Origin of the sequence: Comamonas nitrativorans, assembly GCF_042654765.1 — a bacterium.
In the GTDB taxonomy this organism is placed as follows: domain Bacteria; phylum Pseudomonadota; class Gammaproteobacteria; order Burkholderiales; family Burkholderiaceae_C; genus Comamonas; species Comamonas nitrativorans.
Genome location: NZ_JBHSEW010000001.1, coordinates 169655 through 194230, shown reverse-complemented (window position 1 = coordinate 194230; position 24576 = coordinate 169655). Strand labels below are relative to the sequence as shown.

20 protein-coding genes are annotated in these 24576 nt (G+C 64.8%); 16 read left to right on the top strand and 4 right to left on the bottom strand.

Going from position 1 to position 24576, the window contains the following annotated elements; translation table 11 throughout:
- Window positions 1–12: 12 nt before the first annotated feature.
- From ACFO3A_RS00870 to ACFO3A_RS00845, 6 genes are all read left to right on the top strand, one after another.
- Window positions 13–6477, top strand: a complete 6465-nt coding sequence (locus tag ACFO3A_RS00870) for a hypothetical protein (protein WP_377723114.1) — start codon at window positions 13–15, stop codon at window positions 6475–6477.
- 10 nt (window positions 6478–6487) lie between these two features.
- A complete protein-coding gene (locus ACFO3A_RS00865) occupies window positions 6488–6901 on the top strand; it encodes a hypothetical protein (protein ID WP_377723112.1) in 414 nt (137 codons plus the stop codon).
- Window positions 6902–6968: 67 nt separating this feature from the next.
- Window positions 6969–9038: a hypothetical protein gene (locus ACFO3A_RS00860; protein WP_377723110.1), complete on the top strand. Its 2070-nt coding sequence runs from the start codon at window positions 6969–6971 to the stop codon at window positions 9036–9038.
- Between the two features lie 206 nt (window positions 9039–9244).
- Window positions 9245–10072 carry a hypothetical protein gene (locus ACFO3A_RS00855; RefSeq protein WP_377723109.1) on the top strand — a complete coding sequence of 276 codons (828 nt, stop codon included), beginning with the start codon at window positions 9245–9247 and terminating at the stop codon, window positions 10070–10072.
- On the top strand, window positions 10072–13104 hold the full coding sequence (locus ACFO3A_RS00850; RefSeq protein ID WP_377723107.1) for a transglycosylase SLT domain-containing protein: 3033 nt from the start codon (window positions 10072–10074) through the stop codon (window positions 13102–13104). Before ACFO3A_RS00855 ends, ACFO3A_RS00850 begins: the two co-directional genes overlap by 1 nt.
- A complete protein-coding gene (locus ACFO3A_RS00845) occupies window positions 13091–13696 on the top strand; it encodes an LPD3 domain-containing protein (protein ID WP_377723105.1) in 606 nt (201 codons plus the stop codon). Before ACFO3A_RS00850 ends, ACFO3A_RS00845 begins: the two co-directional genes overlap by 14 nt.
- Here ACFO3A_RS00845 and ACFO3A_RS00840 read toward each other — a convergent pair.
- The 4 genes from ACFO3A_RS00840 to ACFO3A_RS00825 all read right to left on the bottom strand — a co-directional run bounded on the left by ACFO3A_RS00840 (window position 13683) and on the right by ACFO3A_RS00825 (window position 16083).
- Window positions 13683–13901: a hypothetical protein gene (locus ACFO3A_RS00840; RefSeq protein ID WP_377723104.1), complete on the bottom strand. Its 219-nt coding sequence runs from the start codon at window positions 13899–13901 to the stop codon at window positions 13683–13685. The two genes, ACFO3A_RS00845 and ACFO3A_RS00840, sit on opposite strands and share 14 nt — an antisense overlap.
- Window positions 13894–14646 carry a phage antirepressor KilAC domain-containing protein gene (locus tag ACFO3A_RS00835; protein WP_377723102.1) on the bottom strand — a complete coding sequence of 251 codons (753 nt, stop codon included), beginning with the start codon at window positions 14644–14646 and terminating at the stop codon, window positions 13894–13896. Before ACFO3A_RS00835 ends, ACFO3A_RS00840 begins: the two co-directional genes overlap by 8 nt.
- On the bottom strand, window positions 14643–14981 hold the full coding sequence (locus tag ACFO3A_RS00830; protein WP_377723100.1) for a hypothetical protein: 339 nt from the start codon (window positions 14979–14981) through the stop codon (window positions 14643–14645). The genes ACFO3A_RS00835 and ACFO3A_RS00830 overlap by 4 nt, the downstream gene beginning before the upstream one ends.
- Window positions 14982–15306: 325 nt before the next feature.
- Window positions 15307–16083 (bottom strand): HNH endonuclease, encoded by a 777-nt coding sequence (locus ACFO3A_RS00825; RefSeq protein ID WP_377723097.1) that lies wholly within the window; start codon window positions 16081–16083, stop codon window positions 15307–15309.
- 130 nt (window positions 16084–16213) lie between these two features.
- Between ACFO3A_RS00825 and ACFO3A_RS00820 the strand changes: the two genes are divergently transcribed.
- From ACFO3A_RS00820 to ACFO3A_RS00775, 10 genes are all read left to right on the top strand, one after another.
- Window positions 16214–16465 carry a hypothetical protein gene (locus ACFO3A_RS00820; RefSeq protein WP_377723095.1) on the top strand — a complete coding sequence of 84 codons (252 nt, stop codon included), beginning with the start codon at window positions 16214–16216 and terminating at the stop codon, window positions 16463–16465.
- Complete coding sequence (locus ACFO3A_RS00815) at window positions 16459–17955, top strand: hypothetical protein (RefSeq protein WP_377723092.1); 1497 nt, start codon at window positions 16459–16461, stop codon at window positions 17953–17955. Before ACFO3A_RS00820 ends, ACFO3A_RS00815 begins: the two co-directional genes overlap by 7 nt.
- 3 nt (window positions 17956–17958) lie before the next feature.
- Complete coding sequence (locus tag ACFO3A_RS00810; RefSeq protein ID WP_377723091.1) at window positions 17959–19560, top strand: hypothetical protein; 1602 nt, start codon at window positions 17959–17961, stop codon at window positions 19558–19560.
- Between the two features lie 90 nt (window positions 19561–19650).
- The gene (locus ACFO3A_RS00805) at window positions 19651–20031 is read left to right on the top strand and encodes a hypothetical protein (protein ID WP_377723089.1); all 381 of its coding nucleotides are present in this window, start codon (window positions 19651–19653) and stop codon (window positions 20029–20031) included.
- A gap of 11 nt (window positions 20032–20042) precedes the next feature.
- Window positions 20043–20960: a hypothetical protein gene (locus tag ACFO3A_RS00800; RefSeq protein WP_377723087.1), complete on the top strand. Its 918-nt coding sequence runs from the start codon at window positions 20043–20045 to the stop codon at window positions 20958–20960.
- A gap of 24 nt (window positions 20961–20984) precedes the next feature.
- Window positions 20985–21320: a hypothetical protein gene (locus ACFO3A_RS00795; RefSeq protein ID WP_377723085.1), complete on the top strand. Its 336-nt coding sequence runs from the start codon at window positions 20985–20987 to the stop codon at window positions 21318–21320.
- A gap of 32 nt (window positions 21321–21352) precedes the next feature.
- Complete coding sequence (locus tag ACFO3A_RS00790; protein WP_377723082.1) at window positions 21353–22453, top strand: hypothetical protein; 1101 nt, start codon at window positions 21353–21355, stop codon at window positions 22451–22453.
- Between the two features lie 64 nt (window positions 22454–22517).
- Entirely contained in the window at window positions 22518–22817 is a 300-nt protein-coding gene (locus ACFO3A_RS00785; RefSeq protein WP_321291339.1) for a hypothetical protein, read from the top strand.
- Between the two features lie 4 nt (window positions 22818–22821).
- Window positions 22822–23208: a diversity-generating retroelement protein Avd gene (gene avd / locus ACFO3A_RS00780; protein ID WP_377723079.1), complete on the top strand. Its 387-nt coding sequence runs from the start codon at window positions 22822–22824 to the stop codon at window positions 23206–23208.
- Between the two features lie 298 nt (window positions 23209–23506).
- Window positions 23507–24571: a reverse transcriptase domain-containing protein gene (locus ACFO3A_RS00775; RefSeq protein WP_377723077.1), complete on the top strand. Its 1065-nt coding sequence runs from the start codon at window positions 23507–23509 to the stop codon at window positions 24569–24571.
- The last annotated feature ends 5 nt before the right edge of the window (window positions 24572–24576 follow it).

Genomic DNA, 24576 nt, shown 5'->3' with positions numbered 1-24576 from the left:
AAAGCGAAGATCATGCAGAACCGTATCTCCCTCGACGACGTGGCCGCTGGTGGCGCGCTGGCCCGCCTGAAATTGGTGGGCGAACTGGCCCGCATCAAGGCCGGGCTGAAGGACGCGGGCGACGGCCCGCTGGCCGCCGTCAAGCGGCTGAAGCTGGTGGCGCGCGCGAACCAGATTCGCGTTGCGCTGGGCGCTGCCGCGCCGCAGCCGAAGGCGACCCCGCCGGCGGCCGGCCCGAACCTGGTGCCGGTGGCGACGACGCCGACCGAGCCGCAACCCCAGGGCGAGGACGAACCGCAGGCTCCACGCAACCAAACCGCGCAGTATTACGAGTTCGACCCGAACCGCAAACCCGCACAGCGCAAGAAGGACAATGCCGCCGCGATGGCGCTGCTGAAGCGCATCGACGCCGGCGAGGTCGATGCTGCCCGGCTGTCTCCCGAGGAAAAGCTGACGCTGGCGAAGTATTCCGGCACCGGCGGCGCGCTGATCGGGGCCGACGGCAAGAAGGGCAGCGCCTACGAGTATTACACCCCCAAGCCCATCGCAGAGGGTATTTGGGGCTTGATGGCCGAATTGGGCTTTGCCGGCGGAAAGGTGCTCGACCCGTGCGCCGGCGTCGGCATCTTCGGCGCCACCGCGCCGCTGAACGCGGCCATCGACGCCGTGGAGCTGAACGAAACCTCCGGCCGCATCAACGGCCTGGTGAATGCCGGCCCTGGCTACACCGCCACCGTGGCGCCCTTCGAGCGCGTGGCCGCTGCTACGCCCGACGAGCAGTACGACGCCGTTGTCACGAACGTGCCGTTCGGCGGCGTTGCCGACCGGGGCGGAAACCAACTGCTGGACGGACGATACCAGAAGGAGCCGCTGCAAAACTACTTCATCCTGCGCACGCTGGAGAAGCTGAAGCCGGGCGGCCTGGCCGTGTTCATCACGCCGCCGCGCTGCGTCTCCGGCAAGGGCGGCAAGGAGGAAGAGCTGCGCGTCAAGGCCAGCTACATGGCCGAGTTCCTGGGCGCCTACCGCCTGCCGAACTCGGTGTTCGGCACGGCCAGCGCCGACACCATGACCGACGTGATCGCTTTCCGCAAGTATGGCCGGGAGGCGCTGGACAAGATCGCCGAGCTGCGCGAACAGTCGCCCAAGGCCCTGATCGACGCCAACGCGCAGTGGCAGCCCTTCGTCGAGGGGCGCTACTTCGATGGCGAAGGTAAGCGGTTCATCCTGGGCGAGTTCGTGCCCAAAGACCCCAACAAGTTCCGTGACGTTGATCGCGTGACGACTACCCAACCCATCGCCGAAATCGCCCGGATGCTGAAGAAGTTTCCCGGCTCCCGCGTGGATTGGGACATGCTGGGCACGGTCGAAACCACGCCCATCACCTACCGCGACGGCGACACCATCACCCAGGCCGGCCAGACCCTGCAAATGCAGGATGGCCGCTGGGTGCCGATGGCGAGCGGCGAGGACAGCGCCAGCATGGCCGAGCTGGTGGGCAAGCTGACGACGCCCTACGCGGCCTTCGAGGGCCGCATCCAGTGGGCCGACGCCGAGCGGTGCGTCGATTACATGATTGAAACCTCGCAGTCGCTTGACATTCCCGACTGGCTGCGCGGTGCGATGACCGAAATTCGGCACCTGAAGGACGAAGGCGACCGCGCCCAGTTCTGGAATGCCGGCGTGGTCGGTATGGCCGCCGCGCAGGTGCTGCAAGAGCGCCTGGGCGAGGAAACCGGGGTGAACTTCGCCGAGGAATACCCGGCGCTGACCGACGCCATGCAGCGCGTCTCCACCACGGCGAAGAAGCGCCCGGCGGCGCTCGGGGGCAAGCTGCGCGATGGCCTGGTGCTGATCGGCAACCATTACCAGAAGAAGACGGGGCTTTCCGCTGTCTGGCGCGGCGACGTGCAGCAGCAGGCCCCGACGGTCGAAATCACGGCCGACGCCAGTTTCGAGGGCCTGCGCTACAAGACGAAATCCGCCTGGGTGAGCCTGGAGGACGCCAAGGGCATCTACGGCGATGGCTTCGACCCCTACGCAGACCCGACCTGGTGCCTGTCGCCGGACGGCAAGAGCGTCACGCGCGCCGACGACTACTACGTGGGCAACTACGCCGAGTTCCTGCGGCGCGTGGATGCGGACATTGCCAGCGCGGCCAGCGACGACATCCGGGCCAAGCTGTTGCGCCAGAAGCTCGACGCCGGCGCGCGCATCGACAAGGTGGATGTGTCGAAGCTGACCTTCAACCTGTTCAGCCCGCATGTCACCCTGGAGGAAAAGGCCGAGTTCCTGCGCCGGTTCGTGCATCCGTCGGCCGCCGTCATCTACGACGAGCGCACGGGCGAGAAGCGCGTGGACATCGACGTGCCGGGCAGCAACCTGACCGACCGCGAGAAGCTGCTGAACCGCATCGGCGACTACCTGAAGAATGGCACGATCACACTGGGCGGCGTGAAGCTGGGCATGGACGACGCCAAGGCGCTTCAAGAGCTGCGCCGGATGGTGAATACCGCCAACGAGCAGTTCAACGGCTGGGTGCGCGGCAATCGCCCCATCGTCGCGCGTCTGGAGGCGGTGGCGGCCGACCCTGCGAAGCTGCGTTTCCGCCAGGTCGAGGATGAGGCACCCATGCCCATCCCCGGCATGAACGACGGCCTGACGCTGCACGGCTACCAGAACGCCTACGTGCGCAAGACCAGCCGCGAGTTCGGCGGCATCAACGGCTTCGGCGTGGGCCTGGGCAAGACCTTCACGGCGCTGGCGGCCACCCAGTACGCCCAGAGCATCGGCGTCAAGTCCAAGACCTTTTTCGTGGTGCCCAATTCGGTGCTGTCGAACTGGCGCAAGGAAGCTGCCCGCGCCTACGCGAGCACGGACGATTGCCTGTTCGTGGGTCTGCGCGTGGGCAAGGATGGCAAGGCCACCATCAGCGCCACCAACTTCGACGCCGACCTGACGGCCGTGATGGAGAACCGGCACAGCAAGGTGTTCATGACGCTGGAAGCCTTCGAGCGCATCCGTTTGCGCGACGAAACCATCGGCGCCTACGAGGCGTTCATGCGCCAGGCGGACGCCAGTTTCGCCGAGAGCATGGACAAGAAGGAGGACGAGCGGGCCAAGAGCAAGCAGGCCGGCCTGCTGTCCGTGTTGTCCAACAAGCGCGGCGGCGCGCCGTACCTGGAGGACATGGGCGTCGATAGCATCGTTTTCGACGAGGGGCACGTCTTCAAGAACTCCGCCCAGACGGTGGATTTCAAGGGTGCCAAGTTCCTGTCCCTGTCGCCGGCATCCCGGCGCGGCATCGACGCCCAGGCCAAGGCGTGGTTCATCCGGGGCAAGTCCGAGCTGAAAGACGGCGTGATGGTGCTGACCGCCACGCCAATCACCAATAGCCCGCTGGAAATCTACGCGATGCTGTCGCTGGCCGTCGGCCATGAGCGCGTGAATGACGTTTGCCTGGGCATCCGTGGTGCCGACGACTTCATGGAGATGATGTGCGCCAAGGAGAACCAGGACGACGTGACGATGGACGGCGTGGCGCGCGCCACGGACGTGTTCGTCGGCCTGAACAACGTCGGCGTGCTGCGCAAGGCCATCGGCGAGGTGGCGACGATCAAGAGCGCCGAGGACGTGGGCGAGCAGATCGCGGTGCCCGACCGCGAGGAAAAGGCCGCGCCCGTGGTGCTGCCGCCCGACGTGGTGGAGCGCCTGAAGCTCTACAAGAGCGCGTTCCGCTACGCCATCGACGAGATTTCGGAGAAGTCGCCGAACCGTGGCGACCCGGAAGCCTACGCGCAGGTGGCGCAGCACTTCGGCGAGGAACTGAACCTCATCGGGCACCCGTTCAACCTCATCAACAAGATGACGCTGCTGATCGCCGACCCCGAACTCGACCAGCGCGCCACCTTCTACAGCTACCTTCCCACCCAGGCCGACAAGGCCAAGGCGGCCATTGAGCAGTTCAACGCCCGGAAATTCACCGAAGAACGCCCCAGGCCCAGCCCCATGACCGACGAAACGGCCATCGTCGGCCACAAGACGGTCAAGGATTCCGGCGGCAACGAAACCGAGTTGCTGAAGATCGAGGTTCGCGCCAAGGCCATCGACGGCAGCCGCGTGGTGCTCGACACCATCAACCCGGATGTGCAGAGCGCGTTCGAGGCCATCGCGGAGAAGCTGGGCCTTGATCTGGACGTGTCCGTGCCGCCGAAGCTGGCCGCCATGCTCGAAAACTTTCAGCATGAGCAGGCCAGCCCGCGCGGCATCGACGCCGACGGCCAGCGTTCGCCCATCGTCAAGCAGATCGTGTTCTGCGACATCCTGCCGCTGCACAACAAGATCAAGCGCCTGCTGACCCGTCGCGCCGGCGTACCGTCGTCCGCCATCGCCATCATCACGGGCCGCACCAACAACACGCCCGACGAAATCCTGGCCGTGCAGGATGGGTTCAACGGCACCGGCGAGGACAACAAGTACCAGACCGTCATCGCCAACGAGAAGGCCGAGGTGGGCATCAACCTCCAGAAGGGAACCCAGGCCATCCATCATCTGACCATCGGCTGGACGCCGGACAGCCTGGAGCAGCGCAACGGGCGCGGCGTGCGCCAGGGCAACCTGACCGCGCGCGTGAGCGTCTACTACTACGACGCCGACGGCACTTTCGACACCAGCAAGCGGGCGATGGTGAACAAGAAGGCCGATTGGATTGGGCAGGTCATGGACGTGAACGGCTCCGACAGCGTGGCCGTCACCGGCGGCCTGTCCAAGGAGCAGATGGAGGCCCTGATTGACGTGGTGGGCGACGCCGACGCCATGCGCCGGATGCAGGACACCATCGCCGCCAAGGAGGCCGCCGCGCGCGCGTCGAGCAACCGCGACCGGCAGATGATTAACCTGGACACGATTCGCAAGCAAAACGCCTTCCTGAACGACAACCAGACGGCGGCCAGCTTCGTCATCCGCAAGATCATCGGCCTGTGGGGGCTGGAGAAGCAGGCCGAGAAGCTGCGCGACCGCATCAGCAATCCGAAGGCCACGGCAACCGCCGTCGCCAAGAACGAAAGCCTGCTGGCCGAGCTGATGGCGAGCGTCGGCGGCCTGCGCCGGCAGATCGAGCAGTCCGCAACCCTGTTCCGCACGGAATGGCGCGCCGGCGGCTCGACCTCGGAGCCGGCCACCTTGGACAGCTTCTTTGCCGCAGTGCGCGGCGGGAAGAAGCAGAAGGACGACGACATCGAATCCATGCTGTTGGGCCGGTCGTATCCGTCCTTCGGGCTGAACGTCATCGAGGGCGGCCCCATCGGCAACGAATGGCAGGCCGAGGTGGATATGGCCCGGTCGATGATCGACGAGGCCAAGGCCGCGTTCGCGCGTCAAGCCGGGGAGTCCGGCGGCTACCCGGCCGGCGTGGCTGATGCCATCGCGCGCGGCGAGGGAATCATCTACAACGGTAAGCCGCTCATCCACGGAACCTTCGTGCGCGTGCCCGACGGCTTGGCGGTGCTGAAACTGGAAAGCAGCCGTCCTGGCGCCTTCGGCCGCAGCCTTGACGGCACCCCGCTGGCCGCGAACACGGCCGCCGTCATGGCCGGCGAGTGGTTCTACCAGGGCACGGCCGGCTACGACGCCTGCCTGACGGACGCGGCCCAGATCGAGGACACCATCAACGCCTCTGGCACCGTCGAAAACGGCTTCAACTCGGTAGTGCCCGAGGTGGCGCAGCGCCGCAAGGTGGAAGCCCTGGCGGCATACAGCACCCACGATTACCGGCTGCCGCAGCCGCATTTCCCCTTCGCTATCTCGCCGGCGGACGCGGACAAGTCCGAAGTGAAGCGCCGCATCTTCGATGCCCAGAAGGCCATCATCCGGTCGTTCGACGATGGGAAGTTTGTGGTGCCCAGCGACACGCCGGTGACGCGCCGAGCCAGCAACGAGGATTCCACCGCTCGGCATGACGCCCTGCGAGAGTTCGCCACGGCCAACGGCCTGAAGCTGACCGTGGCCGACCTCGACGACTTCGACCTCTGGGTGCAGAAGCAGATCGAGAAGACGGTTTCGCTGGATGACCTGAAGGCGGCGCTGACCGGCAGCACCGAGCCGGAGGTGATCGAACAGGCCACCGCGTTCATGCGCGCGGCCTCGCCGTGGTTCGACTGGCAGGGGAAAGACCCGGCCAGCGACTACCTGCCGTATGGCTTCAAGGCCGCTATCGCCGCCGCCGTGCGCCAGGTTGTGGCCGGTGACGACCGTTCGGCCGGGCCTTCGCCGTCGGACGTGGTGGGCATCCGGGGCAACACCAAGGTCTGGAAGGAAACCATCAAGCGGTGCGCCAACATGGCCGGCTTCGGCAAATACAAGTGGGACGGGGATGCCCTGGCGTGGAACGTGTACCGTTCCGCCTGGGACTACCTCATCGCCAACTACCCTCAAGCCGCCGATCAGCTCGAACTGACCGGCGCGACCCGCTCCCTGTAAGGAAGGAAACATGGCCTACACCGAATACAAGTTCGACAAGGACGCCATCAAGGCCCTGGTTTCGGAGCGCGCGGCTGCGCTGCGTGCCAACCGGGGGTTCTCGAACCTGCTGGCCTTCGGCCTGGGCGTGGTGGCCGAGCGCCTGAGCAAAGACCCGCGCCGCTACCGCGACTATGGCCCGTATTGGTGGGCGCTGAAGGATGCCATGATCGCCGGCGGCTACAACCTGGGCAGCCAGACCGACCCGCTGGTGAAGAAGGCGTACCGGGGCGAAACTGACGTGGAAACCCTCATCATGGCCGACGAATTCCGCACGGCCTACCTGAAGCAGAACATGATCTACACCAACCAGTTTCTGCTGGACGCGGCCAGCCCGGACTTCTGGACGCTGTACGACGCGGACATGGAGTTTCCCGCCTCGTAGCGCGGGCGCCACCCTATAGCGGAAAACCGCCCCAAGGAAGCCATACCGGGAAGCCTACCCTTCCCGTATGGCCGACACTCCCAACATCCCCGCTCCGACCAAGCCAGGTTTCCTGGCCCGATTCGGCTTGTCCCGCAAGCGATGGGCTTCTACGCACGTCGCGCCGGCCAAGGAAATCAACCAGTCCGACACCTACCTGTACGGTGCCGGCACCACGACTGTTGCCTCGCTGCTGGGTTCCGGCAGCCGGGGCGCTCGCTCGCGCCAGATCATCTACGAGAAGTGGATGCGGATGGAGGGCGACCCGATCATCTCCAGCGCGCTCCAGCTTCTGGTGACTTCGGCCCTGGGTGGGCACGAAACCAGCGGCGACCTGGTGTTTGTGGAGAAGACGGCCGAAGCGAAGAAGGACAAGCGCCTGGCGGCCATCGCCGATGAAATCGCCGCCGACTTGGCGCCGCTGTTCGACCGCGTGGCGTTCCAGATGGCCTACACCGGGGCGGCCTACGGGGATTCCTACGCGCGCATTTACACCGACTCGCGTGGCGTGGTCGATCTTCACTCCGACGAGATGGTGCGCCCGCAACTGGTACAGCCCTTCGAGCGCGGCAGCCGCACGGTTGGCTTCGCGGTGTCCATCGGCGAGCGCAACTTCGAGAGGCTGGACGTGTCGCAGCTCGCGCGACTGAAGATGCCGCGTACCCAGTGGATTCCCCAGTTCGGCGTGGTCGAGAAGTCCCTGAAGGTGGCGATCACCGAGAACGACATCGACAGCCTGCCGATCATGCCCAGCATGGTAGGCGGCTCACTGCTCTACAACGCCGAGGAACCCTACGACAACCTGACCGCATCGCTGCTGGGCCTGGTGGGCCAGCGGTGGATGGACTCCATCGACGAGCAGATGGTGGCCGTCAATCTGGAGTCGATGACGCTGGAGCAGCAGGAGCGGTTCGTCGAGTCCGTGAAGGGGATGCTGCTGGCGTCGAAGAGCTACGCCGAGCAGGCCGTCAAGCGCGGGCGCCCGATTATGGAGCGAATCCGCCACATCATCCCGGTTTTCAACGAGAAGCAACTGACCACGGTAGGCCCGTCGAACGGCGGCCAGCCGGGCCGCGCGGCAACCATCAGCATCGAGGATGTGCTGTTGCACGCCCGCTTGCTCTCTGGTGCGCTGGGCGTCGATCTTTCCATGCTGGGCTTCGCCGACCAGCTTTCCGGCGGCCTGGGCGAAGGCGGGTTCTTCCGCGTGTCGGCGCAGGCAGCCGAGCGGGCGCGGGTCATCCGCGTGGCCCTGGCCGAGTTCTTCAACCACGTCATCGACATTCACACCTACCGCCGCTACGGCATCGTGTTCAACGCCAAGGAGCGGCCCTGGGAAATCAACTTCTTCGGGTCGATTTCCGCGCTGGAAGCCGAGAAACAGCGCACGCGCGCCGACTCCATGAATGGCGGCATGTTGCTGGTGCAGGCCATGCAGATGCTGAAGGAGATGGGCGCCAGCAAGGACATCATGACCGAGTTCCTCGCCAAGACGATGCTGCTGGATGAAGACCAGGCGAAGCTGTACGCGGCCATCGTTGATGCCAAGCCGCAGGACGACGGCGGCTTCGGTGGTGGCGGGTTTGGCGGTGGCGGCGGTGGATTCGGCGGCGGTGGTCGAGGCATGGACAGCGTGCTCGACGCGGCCGCGCTCGACGCCGTGGGTAAGATGGAAACCATCACCATCCCCCGGCGCACCGTGGAATGGCTTGGCTTCGGCGGTGGGATGACGCTGCGCGCCGACTTGCAGGCCCTGGCCGAGCGGCACCCTGAGTATTACCACGCTGACCCCGACGCGGTGCTGGCCGACATTCAGTTCGTGCTGGAGCGGCCCGACGACTGGTACATCCACAGCGGCGCGCGCGTGGCGATCTTCAGGGAGCGGGTGGGCAGCGGCTCTATCCCGCTGGTGCGTATCGAGCTGGACGTGGTGGGCGGCGCCCTGGTGGCGCGTTCCGTCTATGAGAGCGGGAAGCGGCAGATCGCCGGGAAGATGAAGGAGAAACAGAAGGTGGTTGCGCGCCTTGCGCCGGGAGCGATGCGCCCCGGAGTGCTGTCCGTCGCCGAGTATCTGCGGATGATGGGCGGCAGGTCATAGCTTCGCGCACTGAGCCAGACACGGAGCAAGCCGTTCATGGCCCGTGCAGTTCCAGGGAACCACATTACCCAACCCTCCGGCTGGGCCGCAAAGCGCACAGAAGGATTTTATAGCGTATGAGCCTCTACAACAACATCGCCGAAAGCCTGTCAAGTAGCGGGCTGCTGGGTTCCATCCGCTCGGGGCTGAACGCGGCCCTTGGCGGCGTGACGGACTCGGCCACCCAGGCCCTGGGCGGCGGCAAGCTGGCCAAGACCGTGGTGGGCATGGGCAAGAGCGCAGCCGTCAATGCCGGCATGAACGCCGTGAACAAGCACATTCCCATCCAGGCGCAGCGCGCGATCAACGTGGGCGCGGGCGCCGTGGGCGACCTCATGAACGGGGATTGGAACTCGGCTGGCCTGCGCGTGCTGGATTCCGGCCTGCTCAACGAGCTGCTGCCCGGCTTCGGTGGCGGCGTCGCCTCGCAGGTGGCGTACTGGGGCGCGGCCACGCCGCTGCTGGGCGGCATCAGCCCGACCGAGGCCAAGCGCATCTACGACCAGGTGCGCGACGAGCGCCTGGCGAAAAAGAACCTCTGGCTGCTAGAAGTGACGAGTCGGCTGGGCGGCGGCGGGATGAACATGCCCGACCGCTTCAACCTGTTCGCTACCGAGGTCGAGTATGCGCCTTTCATCGTCGCCGGCGACAAGCTCCGCGTCGGCGGCGCGGTGATCGACGCCGTGCAGGGGGCGGAGCCGGTCGAGCTGCGCATGACGACACTGGACGATCAGGCCGGCTCCCTGAAAAAGTGGTTCGCCGCGCACCACGGTGCAGCTGCCGCGCGCGATGGCACTGTCGGCGTGCCTGACAGCTTCGCCATCACCATCCGCGTGGTGCATTCGTTCATCACGGAAGAAAGCAACCGGGGCGGGTACGAGGACATCGGCCTGTTCCGCCCGGTGAATCTCGATGTGAGCCTTTCCCGCCGCGAAGACGGCCTTGAAGAGGTGCAGATGACGTTCTCGCAGCTCGACACCTTCATGAGGCCGTGATGGCACTGAAGCATGACGCACAAGGGTTCCTGGTAGGCGACCCCATTGACCTGAGCAAGGCTGTTGCCGACTGGGCAGCCATCCGCGACGACGTGCACGCAATTCGACAGGCCGTGCTCGGCATCGAAAGCGCCATGAACCGCGCTTCGCCCGAGGCGCGCGCCAGCGTGCCCGCGACGCCCGGCCGGGGAGCCGGCCTGGAGGAAGCCGACCCGACGGTCAAGGCGTTCAACGAGGTGGCCCAGCCGATGGCGCGGGACGCACGCCAGGGCGCCGACACCGCGCACGCACCGCAGAACCCGCAGGCCACCCCGGCCCGCCAGGCCCTGACCGGGCAGCCGGCCCAGGCCGCGCGACGCGAGCGCCAGATTCCGGTGCTGCTGCGCGCGCCTGCCGTGCCGCAAACCGGCGGCGCCGGCGGCAATGCCGCCCGCCGCGACACCGAGAGCGCCGCCGCCGTCACCCGCGCCGTGGCCGAGCTGCGCGCCACGCGCCAAGCCGTCACGCGCGCGCCGGCGCAGCCGATGGGCCGCGATAGCCGGGGCCGGTTCGTGCGCGGCGCTGCCGCTGTCCGGCCTGCTGCTGGCGGCGGGCGCGGCGCTGGAACCGGAGGCCCGGCCGATGGAGAGCGCGACGGCCAGGACGAAAGCGCGCTGCGCTCTCTGGGCGACCGCATCGTGGGCGCATTCAAGGAATCGGGAGCCGGCCTGGAGGAAGCCGACCCGACGGTCAAGGCGTTCAACGAGGTGGCCCAGCCGATGGCGCGGGGCTACGAGCTGCTGACCGGCGGCGACAGCCAGAAGAAGCAGGAAGGCTGGCTGCGTCGCATCTACGGTTCGCTGACCGGCTTCAGGAAGGATGAGGGCCTGTTCAACAAGGTGGCCGCCAAGCGGCTGAAGGCCATCGAGGAAAAGCCCGTCGCCGAAGCCGGCGGCGGTGGCGGCCTGTTCGGCGGGCTGCTGGGAATGCTGGGTGGCCTGCTGAAGCGGATTCCCGGCGTCGGCGCGCTGGCTGCCGGCGCGGGCGGGCTGCTCGCGCGCGGCGGTGGGTTGCTGGCCGGGGCCGGCCGGATGGCCGCCGGAGCTGGGCGCGGCTTGCTGGGCCTGGGCCGTGGCGCGCTGCGCCGCATCCCGATCATCGGCGCGTTGCTGGGCGGCATCGGGGCGGCCACCGACATCTACAACTCGGAGACGGACGACACCCTGACCCGGCGCGAAAAAGACCAGCGCACCGGGAAGGCGGTGGGCGGCCTGGCCGGAACGATGGGCGGCATGTTCGCCGGCGCGAAGCTCGGCGCGATGGTGGGGGCCTTCGCCGGCCCGGTGGGCGCGGCCATTGGTGGCGCCATCGGCGGCGCGGCGGGCCTGTTCTTCGGCGACCAGGCCGGCCAGATCATCGGGACGACCGTGGGCGGCTGGGTGTCCGACCTGCGCGACGCCGACATCCCCGGCAAGATCGCGGCGGCCTGGTCGGCCACTACCGAGGCCGTCATGTCGGCGTGGAACGCCACGGTCGAGGGGGTGAAAAAAGGCTGGAATTCTGTCGTGTCCGGCTTCACGGCTGTGGGCGATGGTATCGGCAAAGCCTGGGGCGGCTTCGTCGACGCGGCGAAAGCGGGGTGGGAGTCCTTCACCGGGCTGTTCGCCTCGATTTTCGATGCGCTCAAGTCCATTCCGGTAGTTGGCCCTGCCATTGAAGCCGCGCAAGCGGCGATGGAGAAGGCCGCCGATGCAGTGGGCGGCGTGGTGACGGGCGCGAAGGAGATGGCGGGCGCTGCGGCGACTGCGATCAAGGAAAAGGCGGTCGAACTCGGCACCAAGGCGGTCGAGGGCGTCAAGTCTGGCGTCGAGTACCTGGGCAACAACACGACCGTCGGCAGGGGCATCAAGGCGGCGGGCCAGGGTGCGGCAGCCCTCGCCGAGAAGGCCGCGCCTGCGGCGGAGCGGGCCTACAACGTCACGGCAGCGGCGGCGGGTTCCGCGCTGGAGGCCATCATGCCCAAGGGCTATCGCCACAAGGCGATGTTCGACGGCATCAAGGGTGGCGATGCCCTGACCAAGTACGGCAGCTACACCGACGAGGAAGCCGCCCGGATTCGGGAGCTGAAGACCAGCGGCGCAAACACGTCGGCGAACGTGGCCGGCGGCATGTCGCTGGAGGTGCAGGACAAGATTTCCGCCCAGGCGAAGAAGGCCGGACTCGACCCGGTGATGATGCAGAAGATCGCTGCGATGGAGAGCGGCGGCAATGCCAACGCGATCAGCAGCACCGGGGCCATCGGCATCTACCAATTCACCGGGCAGACGGCATCGGGCGTCGGCATCAAAAACCGCTTCGACGTAGATCAGAACATCGAAGGCGGGATGAAGCTGACCCGGCAGAACCAGGCCGTCTTGGAGAAGTCCGGCCTGCCTGTGACGGCGGAAAACCTCTACATGATGCACCAGCTTGGGCCGAAGGCTGCCCAAGAGGTGATTCGCGGCGCAGCCGAGGGGAAGACCAAGGAGGAACTGTCGGCTAGCACCCAGCAGGCCATGAACCTGAACTACGGCGCGAACAGCAGGACTGCCGCCGACTACATCGCCACCAACAAGAAGGCCCTGGATGACCGCTACGCCAGCGTGACGAAGGACGCCGGCGGCGTGCAGACCTCTGTTGCCAAGGCCGGTAGCCCCAGCCCGGCCGTGGCTGCTGCATCGCCCGCGCAGTCCCCGGCTCCGGCGGCAAAGCCGGGTGCCATGCCAGAGGCGCCCGCCACACCAGCGGTAGCCCAGGCCGTCGCGCCGCCTTCGACGCCCAACTACGCCGGGCCGGCCGCCTCTGCGGTCGTCGCCTCCGTGGCCGTGCCGCCGGCTCCGGTTGCACCGGCACCCGCGCCGGTTGCGGAAGCGCCGCAAGTCACGGTGCCGATGGCATCCAACAACAGTCGCCCGTCGCCCGTCGTGGTGGCAGGCGGCAGCGATGCCGGGCAGGACATGCGTGATCGTGGCATTGCCCACATTGCGACGGGAGGCTTGAGTGGCCGCGCTTGAACTGCATCAATACCGCGCCATGCTGTATCGGCTGACGCTGGACAGCATCGACGAGTGGGACGAAAGCGAGCACCCGCGTGATGATGGAGGCCGTTTCACGGCTGGCGCGCGGGACTGGCGTAGGGCCAGAGATGCGGCGCTGGAGAAGATCAGGCAGGACTACAAGAAGCCAGTTGAGGTTCCGTCGGGCGACGGCGACCCGATCATTGTTTCCTACGCGGGCCTGAAACATGCGCTGAACAAGGGCATCCCGACCGTGGAGAAAACCTTGCTGGCCCTGCACATCCAAGAGGCGATCAAGTCCGCCAGCAAGACGCGCACCTTCCCCGACCGCCTGGGACGCAAAGACCCGGCCAGCACGACCTATTACGAAACCAAGGTGGAGATAGACGGCGAGCCGCACGATGTGACCATCGTGGTGCGCAACCATAGTGACGGCAAGCGCCACTACGATCACGCCACCGTAAAAGGAAAAGCCCACCAGGGCTATTTCGAGAGTGACCAGGGCTTTCGCACCGGGGCACCTACTCGACCGTTTGGCGGGCTTTCGTTAAGTCTAGGCGAAATTGACGAAATGCTCAAGATGAGCTAAGGCTTGCTCCAACGGCCGGCAGCCCCCACCGAGTCCGCACGCTGTTGATGAAGCTGCGGCGGTTCTCATACGGGATGCTCTGGTCGAGAAAGAAGCGCGTGAGCTTGTCAAAATGCGCAAGCGGAATATCAACGCCTTCAAGCTGTCCGACGGGCGTCGCCGTTCTGTCCGGCGCGGGGCGGCGCAACTGCACGACGTTACCCATGCGCCACCTCCCGGCTGAACGCCTCGGCCAGTTTCGCCAATCCCTTCTGGGTGATGTGGCAGTACGGCCGATAGACTTCCTGCCCGGTCTGTTCGTCGGTGTAACGCGCCTCCTTGTAGAGCAGTCGCCCGTTCTGGATGTGCTGCTGGTACGCCACCCAGCTACCGTTTTGCCGGTACATCCAGCCGTTGGCCGACAGCCAGTTGGTCAGCGTCTCGCGCTTGACGCCCAGTACCTTCGACGCCTGGGTGACGGTCAGAGCCTTGTCGTCGGCCGCGATGCGGTCGAGCGCCTGGGCCTTGGGCGCGGCTATCGCCAGCGCCTCGCTGCTGGCCTTGTGCGCCAGCGCCAGCCGGTCGCGTTCCTCGATGGCTTCGGCGGCAAGGCGCAGGGCTTCGGGCAGCGTCTGCGGGATGGCCGGGGCGGCGGGTTGCGCCACCAGCGCGTCGTAGGCCCGGATGACCTTCAGGTGGAACACCGCCGAAATCCACATCGCGTAGGCATAGACCAGTTCCTTGGCGACGTAGGTGCCGCCGCCAGCCCCTTCAATCGAGGCGACGGGCGAACTCTGCAAATTTGCAGAGTTGCCGATTTCTTCAATCAGGGCGCGGGTTTGCGCGTTCCGAAGCCAGAACGCTGGCTGATGCTTGGATTCCGCGCCGCTGGCCCGGTGCAGGTCGTTGAGGCAGTAGCGGCCCTCGGCATCCTGGCGGATGGCGGTGTCGGCGATGGTGAGTGCGTTCATGCGGCACCCCCTTCCTGGGCTTCCGCCGCCTCGATGGCCTCGGCCATCTTGTCGTACTCCGCGCCGATATGGTTGCTCATGTCGGAGCTGACGTAGCGCCCCAGACCCGCCAGGCGCTTGATGTGGATTTCGCCGCCGCCCTTTTCGTGCAGCACTTCGATGGCGTGGAACACGGCTTCGAGCCAGTCCAGCGTTTCATGGCCGATTTCGGCGTACAGGATGGCGTCCTTCGGATGCCGGCCGAGCACGGTCTTGGCGGCCTCGATGGGCGAAGGGCTGGGAAGGGTGATGGTTTGTGCGCGAGCTGCGCGGGTGGTGGTGACGTTCGTCGTCATGGCTTGGCTCCGTTTCGACACGGGTTCGGCTGCCACGAAATGAGGCGGCCGGGAGGGTCGAAACTGTGCCAGCACAGTGCAGCGTATTCCCCGAAGGTCTTGTATTCCGCCGCCCTCCCGGCCATAAACAGGCGCGGGCGCACGCAGTCCGGGCGGACTACGGGCGTAAAAAATCCACGTCTGACGGGCGCGGAGGGTTCCGGCTGGCAAAAGGGTTTCGACACCCCGACGCCGAATTTACCACGGCAAGCACGCGCCGCCAACGTGGGAAGGAATTTACCGGGCGGCGGATGGTGGCGGTAGGCGAACTTTCCGGGTTGTTCGCCTACAGGAGCAGGCCGCGCGAGCGCATGAAGTCGATGGGGTGGCGGTCGGACTTCTTGAGGTTGCACGTCGGGCAGAGCAGTTGCAGGTTGCTCTTGTCGTTGGAGCCGCTGCGCGCCAGCGGCTGGATGTGATCGACGTGGTAGCCGCGCTTGATGCTGGCGTGGCAGCAGGCGCACTTGCCGCGCTGGAGCAGGTACAGGGCGGCGATGTCGTCCTGGGTGTGCGTGCCTTCGGCGGCCCGTTTCCTGGCCCGGCGGTTGGCCTCGTTGGCGCGGCGCTGCTCCGGGTGTTGAGCCTGGTGGGCGGCGGTTGCCGCGCGGCTCTTGTCGGGGTTGGCGGCGCGCCATTTTACCGAGGCGGCGCGGTGCTTCTCGGGGTGAGCCTCGCGGTAGGCTGCGTGGCGCAGCCTGTCCTTTTCCGGGTTGGCCTGCCGCCACGCCCGCTCCGCTGCGTGCTTTCTGTCGGCGTTTTCCACCGCCCAGCGGGCGTTGTATTCCTTGCGCTGTTCGGTAGTGGAAGCGCGGTAGGCCGCCCTGGCGGCCTTGACCTTCTCGGGATTGCGGGCGCGCCATGCGGCGGTTGCGGCATTGCGTTTTTCCGGGTTTTCCCGGTACTTCTGGGCTTGCTCGGCGCGCAGTCGTTCGGCATTGGCCGCGTAGTGGGCAGCCGATGCGGCTTTCCGGCACGCCTTGCAGGCGGGCTTGTAGCCGCGCTGGGCGTCCTTATGGAACTCGGAGAAGGGCTTTTCTTGCCCGCACTTGGAGCAGGTTTTCATGGGCAAATCGTAGCAATGGCCTTCTGGTGCGAAGGCGGAAAATTTCCAGGTTTCGGCCATCACCGGCCCGCCAGAATGGGCTATGGCTACGATCACCGGCAATGAAATTCAGGGCATGGTTCGCCACTGGTTGAACACACCCGTTGGCGCTTACCTCGGCTCGGACTATGGGCAGGACACGAAATCCTTGCTCCAGCGTCCGCACGCCGATGGTGCGCCGGATTCCTTCTTGCGCAAGATGCGCGGCGACGTGCCCGTGCTCCAGGCGCTGCCGGCCGGTTCCCTGAACCTCTACGGCGTGCCATCGGTGCCCGACCGCCTCGACCTGATCGTGGAAGTCGCCGGCCAGACCATCGAAGTGACGGGGGGGCTGACATGCTGACCAAGGCCGACTTTCAGCGGGCCATCCGCGACACGATTGCTTCCTACCCCTCCATCGCCCCCCTGTATCAGGCGGGCGACCCGCGCATCACGCAGCACCTGGACGCGATGGCGACCATGCTGGGGATGCTGTCGGCGCAGATAGAGGCAGCGCACGCCGAGCCGTTCGAGAAGACCCGCGATGCAACTGTGCTGGCCGACGCGGCCATGCGCGGCATCGTGCGCAAGGGAAAGTCCGCGCGCGTGCGCGTTCGGGCCATCAATACCGGCTCCAGCGCCTTCACGGTGGAATCGGCCCGCACGCTGCTGGATTCGTCGGGCCTGCTGTGGCGCGTCGAGACGCCGGCCGCCGTGCCTGCCGGCGGCGAAGCCACGTTCGAGGCCAGCCAGGTGCGCTCCACGACCATCACGCACGTTGTCAGTGGCACGGAGCCGTTCTACGCCATCGAGATTCCGGCGCCCGAGGACGATTCCTACCTGTGTGCCATCGCCGTTAGCGACGTTGATGGCAGTTTCGAGTACCGCGACCGCTACGTGAACACGGCGCCCGATGAGCGCGTGTTCCACGTCGAGGCCGACGACCGCCAGCGCACCTACGTCCGGTTCGGCTTCGATGGCGTGGTGGGTGTGCAGCCCAAGGACGGCGCGGAAATCACCCTGACGGTTTTCTACACCTCTGGCGAGGTCAGCCCGGCCTATGACAGCCCGTTCTCGTTCGAGTACCTGGGTTCGCCGGCCGAGTCCGCCATCGAGATGCGTATGGATGCGCTGCTGATCGCCGGCCAGAACCCCATGCCCATGTCGGTGCTGCGCGACCTGGCGCGCTACCCGTCGGTGTACGACAACAACGCCGTGTTTCTGGCCGAGTTCGACTTCCTGGTGCGCCGCAACTTCCCGACGCTGCAATTCCTGTCCGTCTGGAACGAATCGGCCGAGGAACAGGCACGCGGCCCGGCCTTCGACAACATCAATGCCATCTTCGTGGCTTGCTTGTCCAGCGAGGGCGGCGAGTCCGTGCTGATCGAGGACAACCCGGACGCACCCGTGCCGCCGGCGGTGATCGCCGACGCCGACCTGACTGCCACCCAGCAGTCCATCAAGGCCGCCATCCTGGCTGCCGACGACAGCTACCGGGTGCGCTTCTTCACGCCCGTGCGCTCGAAGATCCGCATGAGCATCAATGCGCGCGTCTCCACGTCCTATGTTGCGTCTGATGTTCGGGAGAAGATGGTCGAGGCACTGATGGCAGAGTTCGGCCCAGCTTCGGCGGCTTCTCGGCGAGGCCGCCAGCGCCCGCTGTACCAGCGCGTCTATGCGCTGCTGCGCAAGAAGGTGGGGGCGCTGTCTGATGGCGAGGCCGATTTGACTGTGAATATCGTTGAGCCGGAGTCGTTGCTGGCGCGGCCGGAAATGTGGCGCTATCTGGATACCGACACCTTGAGCATCAACGTCGAGACGGTCAATATCGTCACGCCGTCCTGGGGGGGGTAGGGCATGGCATCCTTGGATTTCCCGAGCGCCGAGCTTCCCCGGTTGCTGCCGCTTGAGCAAAGCTACGCTGAAAGCGAGGTCGAATCCGACCTGAAGCGGCTATTCCTTGACCTGTTCAATGCCAATATGGCAGCCGACACATTCGATGTGAATGTGCTTGGCGCGGCGCACTTGGGCAGCTTTGACCTGGTGCGCCGCGCGGTGAATGCTGACGGCTTGGTGCTGATGCAGGGCGACCGGGAGGAAGCGGCCACTCGATACCTGTACCGGGCTTGGAAGTCAGGCAATCTGCAAGGCCGTGGCCTGCATTTCCTGCGCACCTACCTTCAGATGCTGTTCCCGAACCTGTGCCAGGTGGATCAGCTTTGGCACGACAAGAACATGCCGTATCCGACGGGCTTGTACTCGTCAAAGCCGCGTTTCTCATGGTGGCTGCATCAGATCGGCGAGCCGGGTTTGAAACTTGACGGCTCATGGGGGGTTGGGCGCCGCATCCAGGACGCTGACGAAGGGAGGGCGGATCGGGAAATCGACACCGACCTGATGTACCTGACCAGTCGTGTGGAAATCGTTCTGGACTTCAGCGTGAACGTGCGCTCCGTGGCGTCGCTCATGCACATCATCCGGTCAGTGATCCCGGCGCGTCTGCTACCGCTCTTCCGGTTCTGGCTGAATTTTGTCCTGCACGTTGAGATTTTCGCGTCGTCCAGCCTGTTGATGCAGAAGAATGCCCGCATGCGCTTCCCCTGGTGCGGGCGCGTTATCGGCGAATCTGATGATGTGCGCTGGAAGCTGGGCCGGGATGGTGAGCTGGTCAAGCTGCCATTGCCTTTCGGTTCCTTCCGACTGGGCGAGGTTCGCGGCGGCAAGTCGGTATGGCGTCTGCGGAATTGCCGTATCGACAGCAGCCTGTTGATGGAAAGCGAATCCAGCGCATCCGTTTACAGGCTGCCGAAGCTGGGCGAGACGGCCCGACGGCTGGATGGCACCTGGCAGCTTGGCGGTCGATCCTTGCATGTCGGCAGCTATGCCAGCATGGACAAGCGCATTGACTTGCCGGCCAGTACCAGCCTGGAGACAACCTACCACGAGCAATATCAGATCAAGTACCCGGCCAACCCCTCGCGGCTTGGCTCAAGGGTGCGCCTTTCCTCGTGGCGCCGGCTTGATGGCCGCTGGGGTGTTGGCGGCCTGTCGTCCCCGCGTCCGTTTGGGTTTCCGCTCGTTCGCGGGGAGCCGTTCCTTGCTGAGTCAGAGTTGGGCATGGCGTCCACGGCAAATGCCTGGGCAATGCCAGAGCGCCTGACGACTCCGGTAGCCACCAAGCTGGCATCGAAACCGCGCAAGCTCAATGGCGGTTGGTTCTTAGGGGCTGAGAGCCGCCTGGGTCGCTTCCGGCTTGATGGTCGGCGCTTGCGCGCCATGAAGATGGTCGAGTGCCCACGCATTGGTGGCTTCAGGGTGATGACAGAGGTTCCTGGGGCCGTGTACGCCACCGGCGAGGCGCGCCGCCTCCGGCTGGATGGCGCTTGGCGCATCGGCGGCCCGGCAGCCCCAGAGTTCAAGCTGGACGTTTTCAAAGTGTCTGCCGCCGACCAGGGGTAGGCGATGGAATGGATTCGGAAAATGCCGCCATACGGGGCAGCTCCGGGCAACCAGAATGGCTGACATCACGACGTTCATAGGGGGACTGGCATGGCCGAAGCCGTGGTAGCCAATATTTATCGCCGTCGCTTGGCCGCTCGCATGGCTGGCGGCGCAAACATCGCACCCATCGCGTTCATGGCGTTCGGGGATGGCGGGCATAACGCGGACTTGACCCCGAAGGCCCCCTCCGCTGCCGCCACCTCGCTCAATCACGAGATTCTGCGCAAGCCGCTGGCCGGCATCACGCAAGAAGACCTTTATTCGGTGACGGGTAAGGGGGTGATTGAGGCGAGCGAGGTGATTGGCGCGGGAATCTCCGAGGCTGCGCTGCTCGACGCCAATGGTCAGCTTGTCGGCCTGAAGACGTTTGCGCCGAAGTTCAAGGAGAACGACGAGCGTTACGAAATCAGCATCAAGCTGCGCTTCTAAGGAGTTTCCAAATGGCATTGAAAAAGTACCCGATTACCAAAATTCCCAACAACGAGCCTGATGCGGTTCCGTCGCTGTGGAACACCCGCTATGAAGAAATCGACGAGAACTTCGACGATTTGGACAAGCGCCTGGCCGCCCGCGAAAGCGAGCTGAATGCAGCTCGCGGTGGGAAGCCCAACCTTGGCGCCCGAATGGACGAGTTGGCGTCCAGCGTCTCCGGCCAATCGGAAGAGGCCGACAACAACAAGATCGCGGTTCTGCTGTTCGCCCTGCAACAGGCGGCGCTGGCAAATTCTGGCGTCCAGGCCCTGAAGGACGTGGCACAGCAGCAGGGCGAGTTCGTCATTACGAATCGCGGCCTGATTCGCGGCTGCCAGGCCAGCAAGTCCACCACGGCCACGCGCAACCTGAACTTCACTGAAGGTGCTTGCTTTGCCCAGGGGCGTGTTTTTGCCGTGTCCGGCACTGAGAACGCAGCAAGCGTGCCGAGCAACCCGTCCAGCGCATCCGTCACCGTCCGCGCGTATCTGTTCCAGAACGGCAATGGTGTGTGGCGGCCGGCTATCACCCCGGTTGGCACCGATGTGCCTGAAGGCGCGATCACGCTTTACCAACTGACGATTCCCGCCGGCAATACCGACGCAACCGACCCGAATCTGGGCAATGTCACGCTGACCAGCGTGCGCCGCTTCGAGCCGCAATTCCCGATTCTCCTGGACAGCCCGCCGACCCAATCTGTGGCTATCAACACGGTGAACGCTTCCGACTACCAGCTCACGTTCGATGTCGTGTCCGCCCAGGGGGCGCCATGTGGCGCTGATGCCGTAGTGGCGCGCAGCCGCGCAACCAACGGCTTTTCTGTGGAGCTGCACAGCGCCGCCGACAACGTGCGCCTGCGCTGGAAGCTCTCTCGACTGAGCAACTAACCTACCTTCCAAGGAGAAAAATCAATGGCACGCATTGAAACCAAGCAGCCCGGCCAGGCTGTAGCCGATTTCTCGGTGAACGGCCACCTCATTACCGTTTCCGGCGTCCAGGTGGACTGCCGGGCCATGCAGCAGGACAGCGAACGCATCGTCGAGGTGCGTCAGTCAGGCGGCAGCGCGCATGTCGGAGGCGACGGCGCATACCTGGCGCACATCACCATTCCCGCCAAGGTCTATATCGAAGTCCCGTCCGAAGAGGGCGAAGAGGGCGAGGAAGGTGAAGGCGGCGGTGTCGAGCGTGTTGCGCAAGAACTCGACCCGAACGCCGTTGCCATCACCCTTTGGCCCCTGGCGAACTGATCGCCCAACGATTACTGATTGGAGAAACCAACATGCCCAGCATTTATGTGAAAGACGAGCTGCGCGCGGCCGTCGAAGCCGCCAGCGGCGGAAAGCAAACCGTGCTCTACACGTCCGGTGGACAGCCGAGCATCATGAACGTCGTGCCGAAGTTCATGATGGAAGACATTGATGTCAGTCTTGGCACCGGCGTCCATCCCGCATTCATCGTCGGCGGCGTCGAGAAAAGCGAGCTGTTCATTGGCGCGTATCAGGGAATCATCAAGAACGGCGAGCTGGTTTCTCTGGCCGGTGTTGACCCCAGCGCCTCCGCCAATCACGACACATTCGTGAGTGCAGCGCGGGCAGCCGGGCCTGGCTTTCACCTCACCACGAACGCGGAGTACGCTGCGCTGGCCCTGTGGTGTCAGAAAAACGGTTTCCAGCCGCGCGGCAACAGCGACTACGGTCGCTCCCACGAAGCCACGCACGAAACGGCCCGCCGTCAGGATGGCGGCACCCCCGGAGCCAGCAGCGGCACCGCCCGCACCTTGACCGGCTCTGGCCCTGCGTCGTGGCGTCACGACAATACGCCGAATGGTATTTCCGACCTGTGCGGGAATATTTGGGAATGGTCGCCTGGAATGCGCCTGATGGATGGCGAAATTCAAGTCATCCCCAACAACGACGCCGCACTGCACACCACGGACTTGGCGCGCACTTCCAGTGCCTGGCGCGCTATCCGTGCAAGCGACGGCGCCCTGGTGGCTCCCGGCACCGCTGGCACCCTCAAGTACGACGCCTCAAGCCCGACCGGCGGCAACATCGTCCTTTCCGACGCCATTACCAACCGTCTTGGCGAGCTGGACGACGACGCGAACTCCGGTAACTCGGCGTCTGTTGCGCTGAAGAGCATGACGGCCAAGGCTGGCCTGAATGTTCCTGCTATCGCCAAGGCGTTGGGCCTGTATCCGGCTGTGCCTGAAACGATGAAAAGTGAAAGCGCCTATATGCGCAACTATGGCGAACGTCTTCCGTTTCGTGGCGGCAGCTGGCACAGCGGCGCGAATGCCCGGGTGTTCGCCGTGAACTTGGGCAGCTCGCGGGGCTACTCCAGCACGCGCATCGGCGGTCGGCCCGCTTTTGTGATCTGAAATCTGCGGTGTGCAATCTGATGGGGTGGGCGGTAGCCCGCCCCATTCAAACAGGAGCTTTGCAATGAATATCACGCATCTTGAGCATGCCGTCGTCACGCTCATCGCCCAGGCGCTATTTGGCCTTGCGTTCGGGAACTGGTTTATCGGCGGTGTGATGGCTTGCTGCTGGTGGATGGGCCGCGAACATGCGCAGGCTGAATATCGCTGGGTTGGCCGGTTCGGCCAAGGTCGCCGCGCGAACATGCCATGGTGGGGCGGATTCGACCCGAAGGCGTGGCATATGGACGGCCTGCTGGATTGGGTTATTCCGATTGTCGTGGCCATTGTGCTGTACGTGGTTTCGCTGGTGATCGGAGCATAGGCTTGTGTCGGAGCTGGTTGAGCAGGTTCAGAAAAACGATCTGTTAATTCGCCAAAAATGCGAAGCGATGATCGCTTATGGATATACGGTGCTGCGCCACTTCCCGAAGGTCGAGCGCCATGTGCTGGGCGCGGAGATTCGCACGACGATGTGGGCGCTATTGCGGCTGATCGTGGTGTGCAATAAGCGCTATCACAAGAAAACGACCCTTCAGGAACTGGACGCAGAGCTTGACCTGCTTCGGTCACAAGTCAGAACCGCAAAGAACCTTGGCTATCTGGACTTCGGCAAGTACGAAAACTGGGCCAAGCTGAACGACGAAATAGGCCGCATGGTAGGCGGCTGGGTCAAATCCATCGCCGGAGACGGCGGCGGTGGGGGTGTGCGTTGAAAACGACGTCTTCCGTATCGTGGCGGCAACTGGAACAACGGCGCGAATGCCGGGGTGTTCGCCGTGAACTTGAACAACTCGCGGGGCAACTCCAACACGAACATCGGCGGTCGGCCCGCTCTTGGGGAAAGTCAGAAGCGCCAGGCTCACGGGCCTGGTGACAGTACACCCCTCAAAAGGACGCATATCCCCCGGCAACAGGAATCCTGAAGCCGAAAGATTAAACAGGCGGCCCTAGACAGTAGCTTTGTAAGCGACCCCTAGCAGCCGCCGCCCTTCGGGGCTGGTTTGTGGTGTTATGGCTAAGACGTACAGCAACATTTATCCAGAGATTTACAGCTTCGAGGCTCTTCACGCGGCCTATATCCGCGCCAGGCGCGGCAAGCGTGACAGAAGGGAAGTTCAGCAATTCGAGCTTGACCTTGAGGGCAACCTGATTCAGCTCCAGAACGAGCTGATCTGGGGCATGTATAAGACGGGACGGTATCGAACCTTCGAGGTGTATGAGCCGAAGCAAAGGACGGTGGCCGCGCTGCCGTTCCGCGACAGAGTGGTTCAGCATGCGATGGTGGCGGCCATTGAGCCGATCTGGGAGCGGCGGTTCATCCATGACAGCTTTGCGTGTCGGCCCGGCAAGGGGACGCATCGCGGCGCCGACCGCGCCCAGCAGATGCTGCGCAAGGTGAAGCGGGAGCACGGCCATGTCTACGTGCTGAAAGCTGACATCGCCAAATACTTTTACTCCATCGACCACGGCATCCTGAAACGCTTGCTGCGCCGTCGCATCCGGTGCAAGCGGACGCTGACGCTACTGGATAGCATCATCGACTCGACGGCGGTGCCGGGCGACCCGAATCCGGTTGGGCTGCCCATTGGGAATCTGACATCGCAGCTTTTTGCAAACCTGTATCTGCATGAGCTGGATGAGTTCGTGAAGCACGGACTGTGCGAAAAATACTACGTGCGCTACATGGACGATTTCATGATTGCCAGCCACGACAAGGAGCACTTGCACCGGCTCCGGGCGAAGATCGAGGCATTTCTGTGGGATACCTTGCGCCTCAAGACGAATGCGAAAACCCAGGTGTTCCCGGTTGGCGAGCGCCGTGGCCGCGCACTGGATTTTCTTGGCTACCGGATATGGACGACACACCGGCGTATCAGAAAAAGCTCAATTTCTCGCATGTCGCGGACGCTCAAGTATCTACGCAAGCGATATGCAGCGGGCAAGGTTGAGCTGTCGAAAATCCGCGAGTCCGTCGTGTCGTGGATTGCCCACGCCAGCCACGCGGAAACCTTCGGCCTGCGCAACAAGTTGCTGGCCAGCGTTTTATTTAGCCGCAGCGAGGGTCGGGAGCCGTGAGCGAC